At 69.3% G+C, this 14,274-nt stretch carries 9 protein-coding genes; 5 read left to right on the top strand and 4 right to left on the bottom strand.

Translation table 11 applies throughout. The annotated features are described in order from the left end of the window. The first annotated feature begins 120 nt into the window (after positions 1–120). A complete protein-coding gene (locus HNQ52_RS04945) occupies positions 121–1,170 on the top strand; it encodes an adenosine deaminase (protein WP_183960020.1) in 1,050 nt (349 codons plus the stop codon). A 481-nt stretch (positions 1,171–1,651) separates the two neighbouring features. Further along, entirely contained in the window at positions 1,652–5,155 is a 3,504-nt protein-coding gene (locus HNQ52_RS04940) for an indolepyruvate ferredoxin oxidoreductase family protein (protein WP_183960019.1), read from the top strand. Positions 5,156–5,200: 45 nt separating this feature from the next. On the opposite strand, the gene HNQ52_RS04935 is transcribed toward HNQ52_RS04940, so the two are convergent. Together HNQ52_RS04935 and HNQ52_RS04930 are read right to left on the bottom strand one after the other, a co-directional pair. Beyond that, positions 5,201–7,444 carry a M56 family metallopeptidase gene (locus HNQ52_RS04935; protein ID WP_183960018.1) on the bottom strand — a complete coding sequence of 748 codons (2,244 nt, stop codon included), beginning with the start codon at positions 7,442–7,444 and terminating at the stop codon, positions 5,201–5,203. Continuing rightward, on the bottom strand, positions 7,441–7,854 hold the full coding sequence (locus tag HNQ52_RS04930) for a BlaI/MecI/CopY family transcriptional regulator (protein ID WP_183960017.1): 414 nt from the start codon (positions 7,852–7,854) through the stop codon (positions 7,441–7,443). Before HNQ52_RS04930 ends, HNQ52_RS04935 begins: the two co-directional genes overlap by 4 nt. A gap of 274 nt (positions 7,855–8,128) precedes the next feature. Between HNQ52_RS04930 and HNQ52_RS04925 the strand changes: the two genes are divergently transcribed. Beyond that, complete coding sequence (locus tag HNQ52_RS04925) at positions 8,129–8,317, top strand: hypothetical protein (RefSeq protein ID WP_183960016.1); 189 nt, start codon at positions 8,129–8,131, stop codon at positions 8,315–8,317. A gap of 160 nt (positions 8,318–8,477) precedes the next feature. Here the strand turns inward: HNQ52_RS04925 and HNQ52_RS04920 are convergent, their stop codons facing one another. After that, positions 8,478–9,911: a hypothetical protein gene (locus HNQ52_RS04920; protein WP_183960015.1), complete on the bottom strand. Its 1,434-nt coding sequence runs from the start codon at positions 9,909–9,911 to the stop codon at positions 8,478–8,480. 146 nt (positions 9,912–10,057) lie between these two features. After that, a complete protein-coding gene (gene pepN / locus HNQ52_RS04915; RefSeq protein ID WP_183960014.1) occupies positions 10,058–12,667 on the bottom strand; it encodes an aminopeptidase N in 2,610 nt (869 codons plus the stop codon). Positions 12,668–12,846: 179 nt separating this feature from the next. On the opposite strand from pepN, the gene HNQ52_RS04910 reads away from it, so the two are divergent. Further along, positions 12,847–13,791: a pyridoxal-phosphate dependent enzyme gene (locus HNQ52_RS04910; protein ID WP_183960013.1), complete on the top strand. Its 945-nt coding sequence runs from the start codon at positions 12,847–12,849 to the stop codon at positions 13,789–13,791. Positions 13,792–13,828: 37 nt separating this feature from the next. Then, a complete protein-coding gene (locus tag HNQ52_RS04905) occupies positions 13,829–14,257 on the top strand; it encodes a ketosteroid isomerase-related protein (RefSeq protein WP_183960012.1) in 429 nt (142 codons plus the stop codon). Positions 14,258–14,274 lie beyond the last annotated feature (17 nt).

Raw genomic sequence — 14,274 nt, 5'->3', positions numbered from 1 at the left:
GATTGCAGGTCGAGACGCGTCGGCTCGGTCACGGCACCTTCGCGGCACTTCGCGGCCCGGAAAAGGAAAAAGCACGCCCATTGATGCAGACTGCGATCCACGCCACATCCGCGAGCTGCCATGACCGACCTGTCCCCGCGTCCCGAATCCATCGCCCGCTTTCTCCGCGGCATGCCCAAAGCCGAGCTGCACATCCACATCGAAGGCTCGCTGGAGCCCGAACTGATCTTCCGCCTCGCGCAGCGCAACGGCGTGACGCTGCCTTACGCGGACGTCGAATCCCTGCGCGCCGCGTACGCCTTCACCAACCTGCAGAGCTTCCTCGACATCTACTATGCCGGCGCCAGCGTGCTGCTCACCGAGGACGACTTCCACGACATGGCGTGGGCCTACTTCGAACGCGCGAAGGCCGACAACATCGTGCATGCCGAACTGTTCTTCGACCCGCAGACCCACACCGACCGGGGCGTGCCCTTCGCCACCGTGATCGACGGCCTGCGCCGCGCGGTGGACAGGGCCGGGCGCGAACTGGACATCCACGCCGAACTGATTCTCTGCTTCCTGCGTCACCTCTCCGAGGATGCGGCGCTGGCGACGCTCGAACAGGCGCGCCCGCACCTCAACAAGTTCATCGGCGTCGGGCTCGATTCGAGCGAGGTCGGCCACCCGCCGGAAAAGTTCGCGCGTGTGTTCGCCGAGGCGCGCGCGATCGGTCTGCGCGTGGTGGCGCACGCTGGCGAGGAGGGCCCGCCGGCCTACATCTGGAGCGCGCTCGACGTGCTCGGCGCCGAGCGCATCGACCACGGCGTACAGGCGACGAAGGACCCGCTGCTGATCGAGCGCCTGGTGCGCGAGCGCATCCCGCTGACGGTGTGTCCGCTGTCGAACGTGAAACTGTGCGTGTTCGGCGACCTCGCGCAGCACAATCTGGCCGAGCTGATGGACCTCGGCCTCGTCGTCACGATCAACTCCGACGATCCGGCCTACTTCGGCGGCTACATCAACCAGAATTTCCTCGACACGTTCGCCGCGCTGAACCTGCGCCTGTGGCATGCGAAACAGCTGGCGAGGAACAGCTTCGAGGCGGCATTCGCGACGCAGGAACGCAAGGCGGCGTACAACGCCAGGCTCGATGCGTTCGCCGCCGAGTTCGACAACTCAGCGGCGTGACTCGACGCGTTTCGCGACGGACTGCGACAGCGCTGCGGCAAAACGGTGCCTCTTGCCCCACCGTCATCCCGGCGAAGGACGGGATCCAGTGACGTTGCTCGGTGTTGCTGGCGAACCGAAATGAACCAACACGAGGCACCGGCTGACCAACGTCGCTTTCGAAAACCGCTTCCGCGTTCGCCGGGATGACGATGGGTCGATGGCGCGCCAAGGGCCTTGGGTCCGCGCCGCGTCTGGCCACAACGCATGGCGGAGCGCGTGGAACGCTCATCTTCGGCAACCGCCGCCAAAATGAATGAATCGCTGTTCACATCTTCGAGCTTCCAGCCGAAAACCGCCCGATTCCCGTCCACATCCACCTCGTGACCCCCGGCGTCCCCTGATACAATTCGATCCTTTGCTCTAGTTGCCGCTGCCGGCCGTCGCGCCGCAGCCCCGGTGCGCGCCGCCGCCGCGCCGTCACCCGTTCAAGGTCGCCCGCATGTCCGCCGTCGCCACCCAGATCGACACCAGCTACACCCTCGAAGACAAGTACACCCGCGAACACGGGCGCATCTACCTGTCCGGCGTGCAGGCGCTCGTGCGCCTGCCGCTGATGCAGCAGATGCGCGACCGCGCCGCGGGGCTCAACACCGGCGGCTTCATTTCCGGCTACCGCGGTTCGCCGCTGGGCGGCTTCGACCTGGAGTTGTGGAAGGCGAAGAAACACCTCGCCGCCAGCAACATCCAATTCCAGCCGGGACTCAACGAAGACCTCGGCGCCACGATGGTGTGGGGCACGCAGCAGACCAACCTGTTCCCGGGTGCGAAGGTCGATGGCGTGTTTTCGATGTGGTACGGCAAGGGGCCGGGCGTGGACCGCAGCGGCGACGTGTTCAAGCACGGCAACGCGGCCGGCACGTCAAAGCATGGCGGCGTGCTCGCGCTCGCGGCCGACGACCACGCCTGCCGCTCCTCGACGCTGCCGCACGGCTCCGAAGGCGAATTCGAGTCGGCGATGATGCCGATCCTCAACCCCGCCGGCGTGCAGGACATCCTCGACATGGGCCTGCTCGGCTGGGCCATGTCGCGCTTCACCGGTCGCTGGATCGGCTTCAAGACCATCGCCGAAACGGTGGAAACCTCGGCCTCGGTCAACGTCAATCCGCACCAGCTCGACATCGTGCTGCCGACGGATTTCGAACTGCCGCAGGGCGGCCTCAACATCCGCTGGCCCGATCCGCCGCTCGACCAGGAAATGCGCCTGCACCGCTACGCCGTCAACGCGGCGATCGCGTTTGCGCGCGCCAACCACATCGACAAGACGATCTTCGATTCGCCGAAGGCGCGGCTGGGCATCGTCACCACCGGCAAGAGCTACCTCGACGTGCTGCAGGCACTCGAATACCTCGGCATCGACCACAAGCTGGCCGAGGACATCGGCATCCGCGTCTACAAGGTCGGCATGACCTGGCCGCTGGAACCGGCGGGCATCCGCGCGTTTGCGCGCGGGCTCGAGGACATCATCGTCGTCGAGGAAAAGCGCTCCTTCGTCGAGCGCCAGATCAAGGAGCAGATGTTCAACTGGTCCGAGCGTCCGAGCGTGGTCGGCAAGCAGGACGAGCAGGGCAACTGGATCCTGCCGTCGACCAACGAACTCACGCCGGCAACCATCGCGCTCGTGATCGGCGCACGCATCAAGCGGTTCTTCCATTCCGACGCCATCGAGTCGCGTCTCGCGTGGACGCGTGCGAAGGAAGCCGAACTCGCGTTGCCGCGCGCCAGCTTCCCGCGCGTGCCGCACTACTGCTCGGGCTGCCCGCACAACACCTCGACCAAGGTGCCGGAGGGCTCGCGCGCGCTCGGCGGAATCGGCTGCCACTACATGGTCACGTGGATGGATCGGAAAACCGACACCTTCACGCACATGGGCGGCGAGGGTGTGAGCTGGTGCGGGCAGGCGAACTTCACCGAGACGGAACACGTGTTCCAGAACCTCGGTGACGGCACGTACTTCCACAGCGGTTCGCTAGCGATCCGGCAAGCGATCGCGGCTAAGGTCAACATCACCTACAAGATCCTCTACAACGACGCGGTGGCGATGACGGGTGGCCAGCCGGTCGACGGCACGCTGACGGTGCCGCAGATCGCGCACCAGATGCGGTCGGAAGGCGTCGAGAAGATCGTCGTGGTGTCGGACGAGCCGGGCAAGTGGTCGAAGCCGGAAATCTTCCCGAGCGGCGTCGAGTTCTTCCACCGCGACGAACTCGATGCGGTGCAGAAGATGCTGCGTGAAGTGAAGGGCACATCGATCCTGATCTACGACCAGGTCTGCGCCACCGAAAAACGCCGCCGCCGCAAGCGCGGCAAGATGGTGGATCCGCAGAAGCGCGTGCTGATCAACTCGCTGGTGTGCGAAGGCTGCGGCGACTGCGGCGTGAAGAGCTTCTGCGTCTCCGTGTTGCCCAAGGAAACCGAATTCGGCCGCAAGCGCGACATCGACCAGTCCAACTGCAACAAGGACTATTCCTGCGTGAAGGGCTTCTGCCCGAGCTTCATCACCGTGCACGGCGGCCAGCTGAAGAAGCGCAAGGGTTCGAACGCGGCCGAGCGTCTGGAGAATCTCCCGATGCCGACGCTGCCCTCGCTCGACCAGCCGTGGAACATCCTCATCACCGGCGTCGGCGGCACCGGAGTGGTGACCATCGGCGCGCTGCTCGGCATGGCCGGGCACCTGGAAAACAAGGGCGCCTCGGTGCTGGACCAGACCGGCCTGGCGCAGAAGGGTGGCGCCGTCACCACGCACGTGCGCATCGCCAACACGCCGGCGGACATCCACGCGGTGCGTATCGCCGCGGGTGAAGCCGACCTCGTGCTCGGCTGCGACATCGTGGTGGTGAACGATTACTGGGCGCTGTCGAAGATCCGCGCCGACCGCAGCAACGTGGTGCTCAACAGCTACGAAGCCATGCCGGGCCCGTTCACGATGAACCCGGACATGCAGTTCCCAAAGGCCGGCATCGTGCAGGCCGTGCGCACCGCGCTCGACGGCCAGGAGCCGATGCTGGTCGACGCGACCGCGCTCGCCACGGCGCTGCTGGGCGATGCGATTGCGACCAACCTCTTCATGCTCGGCTATGCATGGCAGAAGGGTCTCGTGCCGCTGTCGCTGGATTCGATCCACCGCGCCATCGAACTCAACGGCGCGGCGATCGAGATGAATCGCAAGGCGTTTGCGTGGGGCCGTCTGGCCGTGGTCGATCTGGACGCAGTGCGCGACGCCGCCGGCATGGGCGCGCAGAAGGGCGGCGACGTGATCGCGCTGCCGCTGGACGATGTGCGCCTGTCGAAGACGCTGGACGAGCGCATCACGCGTCGTGTCGAGTTCCTCACCGACTACCAGAACGCCGACTACGCGAAACGTTACTCGGACCTCGTGGCGAAGGTGCGCAACGCCGAACAGCAGCGCGTGCCCGGTTCGACCGCGCTGAGCGAAGCGGTGACGCGGTACGCCTTCAAGCTGATGTCGTACAAGGACGAATACGAAGTCGCGCGCCTGCAGACCTCGGACGTGTTCAAGCGCCAGATCGAAGCCACGTTCGAAGGCAACTACACGATCAAGCACCACCTCGCGCCGCCGCTGTTCGCGAAGAAAAACGCCGACGGTCAGCTGGTGAAGAAGGAATACGGCGCGTGGGTGCGGCCGATGTTCGGCATGCTGGCGAAGCTGAAGTTCCTGCGCGGCACGGCCTTCGACGTGTTCGGCTACACGCACGAGCGCAGGACCGAGCGGCAGCTGATCGTCGACTACTTCGCCCAGGTCGACGATCTCATCGCGAAGCTCGATGCCGGCAACGTGGCACTCGCCACGCAGATTGCCAGCGTGCCCGAGCACATCCGCGGCTACGGCCACGTGAAGGAAGCGCATCTGAAGAAGGCCGACACGATGCGCCAGGAACTGCTCGCGCAGTGGCGCGCGGGCTCGACGCAGCGCGCGGCGGCCTGAACCGCGCGCGACGCGCGCTCTGCGCGTCGCGCCGGGCGGCGGAAATCAGTAGACCCGCACCGTCCGTCCCAGCGCGGCTTCCGCGCTCTTGCGTTCGAAGTCGCCGAGGTCCGCCGCCACGGCGCGATAGCGCGCGATGACCGTCGCATCGCTGGGCATGACCTGCGCCAGCGCTTCGAGCGTCCTGGCCATTTCGAAGTCGCCGTCGATGCCGGCGATGGTGTCGAGCGCGGCCGTTGCGCCGGTGACGTCGAGCGTCTCGTGCTGCAGCAATGCGAGCAGCGCCTGGCTGCGTTCGAAGCTGCCGTCGATGGTGTCTGCGGCGCGCAGGTAGGCGGCGATCGCGTCGGGTGCTCCGCGCAGCAGCGGTGCGCTGCGTTCCAGCACCTGGCCTTTCTCGAAGTCGCCGTCGATGCCGCGTGCGCCGTCCAGCACCAGCGCAAGTTCGGCGGGTCCGGCGTTGCCGTCGAGCAGTGCTTCGAGCACGCGCCGCTGCTCGAACGCACTGTCGATGTTGCCGCGCATCTGTGTCCATGCCGCCAGCGCATTGCCGTCGAGGGGTCGGTGGCTGGCGCCGAGCGCGACCAGCAGTTCGGCGCTTTCGAAATCCGATTCGATTGCGCTTCCGGCGCGCAGCAGCGCGGCGAGTGCCGCGTCCGACAGCGTCTGGGTGGTGAATGCAGCCTGCAGGGCATGACGCAGTTCGAAATCCGATTCGATCGTGGCGGCCTGCGCCACCGCGCGATCGAGCTGCGCGTCGTCGAGCCGCGCGTTGCCGAACAGCACGTCGAGATAGCGTCGGCGCGCGTGGTCGCTCGCGATCTTGTCGATCTCGTCGAGCAGTGCATCGGGTCCGCCGGCGGCGAGCAGGCGCGTGCCGCGCGCTTGCGCGTGGATGCCGGTCTCGCGGAACACGGCCGGGAGCGTGCGGGCGAGCCAGGCGCGGCCTTCGGCATCGAGTGCGTGCGCGTCGTCGTCGACGCGGTAGTCGCGCTCGATCGTGCCGCCCTTGCTGTCGAAGGAGATTTCGCGCGTGACGCCGTCGACGGTTTCCTCGATCGAAAGTCCGGCGTCGTCGTCCATCGCGACGACGTCGCTTTCGTCGTCGGCGAACTCGATCCGGCCGTCCATCTTGACCGAGAGGGCATGGCCGGCGCGTTTGCTGGTGTAGGACAGGCGTTCGCGTCCGTCGTCGGAATCGATCTGCACGTTGGTGCTGGTGCGCGACCCGGCGGCCTGCGTGGTGATGGCGATGCCGGGCAGCAGCACGAGCACGGCAAGGCCGAGCGCGACGGCGAGGCGAAGGCGGTAGGCCGGAAGCGGTTCGGTGGGCATGGTGTTCTCCAGAAGGCGATGGACACGGCGAACGACGGCACCGCGCTCGCCCGCCATCGCGACGGCGAGCGCGTTGTGTCGCGGGGCACGGCGAGGGGGTGAACGCAGGCACGCGGCGAGGCATTCGGCCAGGGCGCGGCCGTCGCCGACACAGGCGGTGGCGCGTGCGTCGCAGGCATCCTCGGCGAGCGCGTCGAGGCGGCGGCACGCCACGTGCGCGAGCGGGTGGAACCACAGCGGCAGCAGCGCGATGCGGTGCGCGATGCGCCAGCGCAGGTCGCCGCGCTGCAGGTGCGCGAATTCGTGCGCGAGCAGCGCATACTGCTGTTGCGGCGCCGCCCGTTCGCACCACGGCGCGAGCAGCAGGCGGCGCGTGCACAGGAGCATCGGGCTTGCGACGGTGTCGTCGACGAACAGGTCCGGCGCGGCCACGCCGAAGCGTTCGGCCAGCGCGCGGGCGGCGTGCTGCAGCGAGAGCGCCGCGGCGCGCGCGGTACGACGGGTGTGCCGGCGCAGTGCGCGCAGCGCGACCAGCTGACGCAGCAGGACCAGCGCCGCCGCGGTCATTCCGGCGAGCCAGACGGCAATCACGCCGCCGGCGAGTTGTGCCGCAACGCGCCGCGGGGCGTCGCGCGTGGCCGTCGGCGCGGGTTGCCCGGCGGCGACGGATGCGTCCGCCGCTGCGAGCCGCAGCGGCAAGTCCGGTGGCGCCACCGCCGTCGGCGCGGCGTCGGCGCGCATCGCGGCAGGCGACGCTGGCGCCGCGTCGCGCGGGAGCACGGCCACCGCGGTCGACAGCAGCGCACCGAACAGCGCGCCGCGCCAGGCCAGTTCCAGCCATCCTGGATTGCGCAGCAGGCCGCCGCGCTCGGCCAGCCAGACCGCGCCCGTCAGCACGGTGGCGTGCAGCGCGAGCGTTGCCAGCGCGGATGCCAGCGGATCGAGCGCCGTCACGTGCCGCGGCTCCGGCGGCGCGAGGACGGCGTCTGCGGCGGCGCGTCGAGCAGGCGCTGCACGCGCGCGAGCTCGTCGCGCGCGACATCGCGCTCGTCGACCAGGTGCGCGAGCAGTGCGGTCGGATCGCCGCGGAACAGGCGCTGGATCAGGCTGCCGACCATCGAGCGCCGCACCTGCGACTCGGTCACGCAGGCGCGGTACAGCAGCTGGCGTCCGTCCCGGTGCGCGGCCACCACGCCGCGCCGCGCGAGCCGCGTCAGCACGGTCGCGACCGTGGTGTGCGCCAGGTCGCGCCGTCCGGCGAGCGCGGCCACCACGTCGGACACCGAAGCATCGGCGCGCCACAGCACGCGCATCACATCCAGTTGCAGATCGCTCAGCGCGACATCGGGATCGGCATCGTCCATCGGCGTCTCTACGGTTGTAGTACTACATTTGTAGTTCAACGCCGCGACGAAGTAAACGGGCCGGAAGTCACGGCCGCGAGACGCCGGCCCGGACACGACGGCGGCGGCGCCCGCCGGCCGCCGCCATGCAGTTCGAGCGAGCCGCGCACCGCGAAACGCCCGGCGATCGCGCGTGCCGACGCACGTCCGTACCGGTGCGGCGGCGGCGCATGCCTGTGGCACCGCTCTTGCAAACCTTGTTCCGACGCATCCGGCGTCATGCAGGGAGCGACCCATGTCACGCGGCGACAAATCCAGTTACACCGACAAGCAGAAGCGCCAGGCCGAACACATCGAAGACAGCTACCGTGAACGCGGCGTCTCCGCCGAGACCGCCGAGAAACGCGCGTGGGCGACCGTGAACCGGCAGGACGGCGGCGGCAAGAAAAGCGGCTCCGGGCGGAAGACCGCCGCGAAAAAATAGGCGGGGCAATCGGCGGGCACGTCGCCCAACCCGTCGGCGGCCATGTCGGCGGGCACGGAGCCGGTGCGCGGCAGCCGCCTCGTCCGCGACGCAACGCAAAAACCAAAAGAAACGGCGCCGGAGTCTCCTCCGGCGCCGTCGTTTCGTCGGCAGGTTGCGATCAGCGATCGTCGCGATTGGATCCGACGCGCCGCACGCCGCCGCTGCTGCCGCGCGAGCCGCCGCGATCACCGCCGCCGCGCGATTCGCTGCGCGACGGCGCATCGGAGTAGCTCTGCCGCGGCGCAGGTGCAGGCGCGCTGTAGTTGCGCTGCGGCGCCGGCGGCGCGCTGTAGCCGCGCGCGGGCTGCTGCTGCGGTGCCGGCGCGTAGCTGTCGCGCGGCGCGGCGACCGGCGCGCTGTAACGACGCTCCGGCGCCGACGGCAGTGCATAGCCGCGTCCACCGTCGTCGATCTGGCGCGGCGCCGACTCGCGACGATAGCCCTCGCCCGTGCTTGCCGGCCGTCCGACGCGACGCGGCGCACTCGTGCCCGGCAGCGCGTAGCCGCGCGCGTCGGCCTCGGCGCGTTCGATCTGCGCATCTCGCGCCGGCGCGACGTAGCCGCCGCGCGGCAGGCTCTGGCGTGCCGGCATCGTCGACGAACGGGACGCCGGCACACCGGTGCGGCGCACGTCGCCCAGGCGCTGCGCTTCGCGCTGCGTCGCGTTGCGCGGGTTGTTCGCACTGCCCGTATCCGTTCCACGCGAGCTGCCTGCGGGAACGCCAAAGCCGCGGCTCGGCAGCTGGCGATCGCTGCTGCTGCCGTACTGCGCGTTGCGCGTGGTGCCGGTGCGGCGCACGTCGGTCGGCACGCCGAAGCCGCGCGTGCCCGGATCCTGGCGCGGCGCGGTGCGCGAGCCGTAGTCGGCGGCGCGCGGATTGCCGCGGGCGCCCGGATAGCCGTCGTAGCTGCTGGTGCGGCGCACGTCGCCGCGGCGGTAGTCCTGCGCGGAGTACCTGCGCGAATCGCTCCACGACGCCAGCCGCTCGGCTTCGCGTCGCGCGCTGCCGTAACGCGGCGTCGGGTAGTAGTTGCGGTAGCGCGGATAGTTCGCGTACCACGGCTCCCAGTCGTAGTAGCTGTCGACCCAGCCGTACCGGTACGGCGAATAGAAACTGCCGTGGAAATGGCTGCGCGGCCAGCCGTAGCCGTGCGGATAGGCGTAGCTCAGGCTCAGGCCGAAGTAATTGCGCGGGTAGAAGGTGACGCCGTAGTAATAGCTCGGGAAGTAGTAAGGGTCGTACCACCAGCTGTTGATCGGCTGGAAGATCGAGTAGTAGTACGGATAGTCGAGGTACGAGGACGACGAATAGAAATCCGGCTCGCGATAGTAGTAGTCGCCGCCGTACGAGGACCCGGACGAGTAGTAGGTGCTGCCGCCCACGTAACGGTCGCCTTCGGTGTAACTCTCGCTCGCCGGGTAGCTGCCGTCGGTGTAGACGCGCTCGCGATACCCGTCGCGGTAGGAGCCATCGGTGTAGACGTATTCGCGCGTGGTGACGCAGCCGCTGAGCACCAGCGCTGCGGATAGAGCCGCGATCCAACGGAACATGACTGCATTCCCCTCGAAAAAACCGCCTTTGGCGGGTCATTGCAGTCTATGCGCACGCGGTAAATCCGTGCTGAACCCTCCCGGAGGCGTTGCCGTATGTTCACCCCCTTGGCGCGCGGGCGCGTCGGGGCGAGCGTCGGGCGCGTTCAGCCGAGCAGGCGGCCCGCCACATCGGCGCTGTCGCGCGACAGCGGCAGCGCCGCGAACGCGCGCAGGTGGGCTTCGATCCGCGCCGCGCGGTCGGCGTCGAGGCGTCGCCACGGTTCGAGCGCGGTGAGCTGCCGCGCCGCCACTTGCGGATTGATGCGGTCGAGTTCGGGCAGCCAGTCGAACAGCAGCGCATAGCCGGCGCCATCGCGGCGATGGAACGCGACTGGATTGTTGCGCGCGAAGTGGCCGAGCACGGTGCGCACGCGGTTCGGGTTGCGCGGCTGCCAGAGCGGGCCGGCGAGGATGTCGCGCACCGCATCCACGGCGTCCGGCTGCGGGCGTGTGACCACGAGCGTGAGCCATTTGTCGGTGGTGAGCGGGTCGTCGGCATGGCGCGTGCGGAACGCGGCCAGCGCCGCCGCTGCGCCCGGTGCGTCGACGCGCAGCAGCGCGGCGAGGGCCGCCAACCGGTCGGTGAGCGTGTTGGCTTGCGCGAACTGCGCCTCGGCGCGCCGCGCCGAGGGATCGCGCCGCGTCAGCAGCGACAGTGCCACGTTGCGCAGCTGGCGCGCCGCGATGCACGCAGGCGCGAGGCCCCCGAGTGCGGCGGGCGACAGCGCGTCGTAGCGCGCGGCGAGGAGATCGGCGTGTGCTGCGGCGATGTCGTCGAGCAGCGCCTCGCGTTCGCGCCAGAGCAGGTCCAGGTCGATGCGATCGCAACGGTCGGCCAGACTCCAGACGTCGGCGACGGAGACGCATTCGGCGACGAATGCGGGATCGAGCGTGGTGTCCGCCAGCAGCGCACCGAGCGCGGCGATCAGCGCGGGACGTGCGTCCGGGCGCGCCTCGCCGCGCAGCACGGCATCGGCGACGAGCTGCTGCGCGCACTCCCAGCGCACGAGCGCGTCCGATTCGATGCGCAGCAGGCGACCCAGGTCGGATGCGGCGTAGTCGTACCGCAGCCGCGCCGGTGCCGACAGGCCCTGCAGGAAGGCGGGCAGCGGTCGCTGGGCGAGACCGCGCCAGCGCAGGGTGTGTTCGGCGGCGGTGAGCTCCACCAGGCCCGGACGCTGTGCCGCGTCGGTATCCGGCGGCGTGGCGATGCGACGATCGTCCGCATCGTACAGGGCGAAGGCGAACGGCAGGTGCAGGGGCTGCTTCTCGCTGCCGTCGGGCGTGGCGGGCGTGTGCTGCGCAAGATGCAGCGTGTAGTCGCCGGTGGCGGGGTCGAACGCTTCGGTGACGGCGATCTGCGGCGTGCCGGCCTGGTCGTACCAGCGCGCGAATTGTGCGAGGTCCCGGCCGGAGGCCTCGCGCATCGCGTCGAGCAGATCCTCGACCGTGGCCGCGCCGCCGTCGTGCCGCGCGAAGTACAGATCCAGCGCGCGCCGGAACGTTAGCTCGCCCAGCAACGTGTGCAGCATGCGGATGATTTCCGCGCCTTTCTCGTACACCGTGGCGGTGTAGAAATTGTTGATCTCGCTGTAGCTTGCCGGCCGCACCGGATGCGCGAGCGGGCCGGCGTCCTCGGCGAACTGGCGGCTCTTGAGCAGGCGCACGTCGTCGATGCGTTTCATCGCGCGCGAGTGCAGGTCGGCGGTGAATTCCTGGTCGCGGAAGACGGTGAGGCCTTCCTTGAGCGAGAGCTGGAACCAGTCGCGCAGGGTGACGCGGTTGCCGCTCCAGTTGTGGAAATACTCGTGGCCGATCACCGATTCGATCGCTTCGAAGTCGGCGTCGGTGGCGGTGTCGATGTCGGCGAGGATGAAGCGGGCGTTGAAGATGTTGAGGCCCTTGTTCTCCATCGCGCCCATGGTGAAATCCTGCGCGGCGACGATGTCGAACACGTCCAGGTCGTAGGCGCGCCCGAAGCGTTTCTCGTCCCAGCGCATGGCGCGCAGCGTCGACTCGAGTGCGTGGCGGCAGCGCGGCACGTCGGCCGGTTCGGCCCAGACGCGCACGGTGACGTCGCGGCCGTCCATCGTGCGGAACGGCGCGGAAAGATGACCAAGCGTGCCGGCCACCAGCGCGAACAGATAGCAGGGCTTGGGGTGCGGATCGACGAATCGGGCCCAGTGGTGGCCGTCGTCGAGGTCGCCGGCGCCGGCCGGATTGCCGTTCGACAGCAGCACCGGATACTTCGTGCGGTCCGCACGCAGCGTGACGGTGTAGACGGCCGACACGTCCGGCCGGTCGACGAACCAGGTGATGCGGCGGAAGCCTTCGGCTTCGCACTGGGTCATCAGGCTGGCGCCGCTGACGTACAGGCCTTCGAGCCGCGTGTTGGTCTGCGGGCGGATACGCACGCGGGTGCGCAGCAGGCACGGGGCATCGACGCCGAGCACGGTGAGGCCGGTGGCATCGACGCGATACCGGGCCGGTGGCAGGGGCTGGCCGTCGAGCGCGATGTCGAGCAGTTCCAGGTCTTCCCCGTCCAGGCGCAGCGGGGCGGCGGGCCGCGCGGGGTCCGGCTGCAGTGCGAGCGTGGCCTCGACCTGGGTGGCTTCGGCGTCGAGGTCGAACACCAGATCCACATGCGTCACGCGCCACGGCGGCGGCGCGTAGTCGGCGAGGCGGATGACGGGTGTCTGGTCGGGTCGATCCATGGAAGCGCTTGGCGGAAGACGATCGGGCAGTCTGCAGTCCCCCGGGCCGCCGGTGCATGTGCATATCGGCACGGGACGGACGAGGCTGGAGCATGCGAGGAGGGGGGCGTGCCGACCCGGCCGGTCCTGCGCCGCCGCCGCTGGGCTACGCTAATGCGCCGCGAACCGGTCCGACCCGCATGCACCATCCCGATCTCGACGCCATCCGCACCGCCGCCGCGCGCATCGCGCCGCACGCGCACGTGACGCCGGTGCTGCGATCCGGCTCGCTCGACCGGCTCGCCGGATGCGAACTGTTCTTCAAGTCCGAACACCTGCAGCGCATCGGCGCGTTCAAGTTCCGCGGTGCGTGCAACGCGGTGATGTCGCTCGACGACGCCACCGCGGCGCGTGGCGTGGTCACCCAGTCGTCCGGCAACCACGGGGCCGCGATCGCGCTGGCCTGCCGCATCCGCGGCATCCCGGCGACGGTGGTGGTGCCGCATTCGGCGGCGCGGATCAAGCTCGCCGCGATCCGCGACTTCGGCGCGCGGGTCGTCCCGTGCGAGGTGGCCCAGGCCGACCGCACGCGCGTCACCGCCCGGGTGCTGGCCGAGCAGGGCGGCGAACTGATCCATCCGTTCGACGATGCCCGCGTCATCGCCGGCCAGGCCACCGCCACGCTGGAGCTGCTGCAGCACACGCCGGACCTCGACGTGCTCGTGGCGCCGGTGTCCGGCGGCGGCCTGCTCTCGGGCACCGCGCTCGCGGGCAAGGCGCTGCGGCCGCAGATCGAGATCGTCGGGGCCGAACCCGAGGGCGCGCGCGACGCGCACGATTCGCTGGCGCAGCGCCGCCTCATCGTCGACCAGCCGGCCGACACGATCTGCGACGGTCTGCGCGCACACCTGTCCGAGCGCACGTTCGACATCATTTCGCGCCACGTCGCCGCCATCGAACTGGCAAGCGAAGCGCAGATCGTCGCCGCGATGCGACTGCTGTGGGAGCGCCTGAAGCAGGCGGTGGAACCGTCCGCCGCGGTCGCGCTGGCGGCGATCCTGCGCGCCCCGGAGCGATTCCGCGGCAGGCGTGTCGGTGTGATACTGAGCGGGGGCAACGTCGATCTCGACCGCTTGCCGTGGTGAACGCCAGCACGCCGCACCGCACGCACACCGGGCAGACATGAACAACGACAGCAAACGCGCCGCCGACCGCGCCATCGCACTCGTGCTCGATTACTACGCCGCCTTCAACCGGCGCGACTGGGACGGCATGCTCGCGCGGCTCTCCGAGGACGTGGTGCACGACCTCAACCAGGGCCCGCGCGAACACGGCCGCGAGGCCTTCCGCGCGTTTCTGCAGCGCATGGACGCAAGCTACGCCGAGCAGCTGCGCGACATCTGCGCGATGGCGAGCGAGGACGGCCGCCGCGTCGCGGCCGAATACGTGGTGCACGGCACCTACAAGGCCGACGATGCCGGCCTGCCGAAAGCCAGCGGCCAGACCTACGTTTTGCCGGGCGGCGCGTTTTTCGAGATTCGCGAGCGCAAGATTGCGCGTGTGACCAACTACTACAACCTGCCGGACTGGATTGCGCAGGTGGGCGGCTGATTCGGCGCCGGGTCGCC

Source organism: Chiayiivirga flava, from assembly GCF_014202825.1.
Lineage (GTDB): Bacteria > Pseudomonadota > Gammaproteobacteria > Xanthomonadales > Xanthomonadaceae > Chiayiivirga > Chiayiivirga flava.
Note: the sequence above shows the minus strand (reverse complement) of the source record. Positions and strands in the feature narration are given on the sequence as shown.

Excerpts from the sequence above, each read along its gene's own strand:
- HNQ52_RS04945 (WP_183960020.1), top strand. The coding sequence starts at position 121 with ATGACCGACCTGTCCCCGCGTCCCGAATCCATCGCCCGCTTTCTCCGC.
- HNQ52_RS04940 (WP_183960019.1), top strand. The coding sequence starts at position 1,652 with ATGTCCGCCGTCGCCACCCAGATCGACACCAGCTACACCCTCGAAGAC.
- HNQ52_RS04930 (WP_183960017.1), bottom strand. The coding sequence starts at position 7,854 with ATGGACGATGCCGATCCCGATGTCGCGCTGAGCGATCTGCAACTGGAT.
- HNQ52_RS04925 (WP_183960016.1), top strand. The coding sequence starts at position 8,129 with ATGTCACGCGGCGACAAATCCAGTTACACCGACAAGCAGAAGCGCCAG.
- HNQ52_RS04920 (WP_183960015.1), bottom strand. The coding sequence starts at position 9,911 with ATGTTCCGTTGGATCGCGGCTCTATCCGCAGCGCTGGTGCTCAGCGGC.
- pepN (WP_183960014.1), bottom strand. The coding sequence starts at position 12,667 with ATGGATCGACCCGACCAGACACCCGTCATCCGCCTCGCCGACTACGCG.
- HNQ52_RS04910 (WP_183960013.1), top strand. The coding sequence starts at position 12,847 with ATGCACCATCCCGATCTCGACGCCATCCGCACCGCCGCCGCGCGCATC.
- HNQ52_RS04905 (WP_183960012.1), top strand. The coding sequence starts at position 13,829 with ATGAACAACGACAGCAAACGCGCCGCCGACCGCGCCATCGCACTCGTG.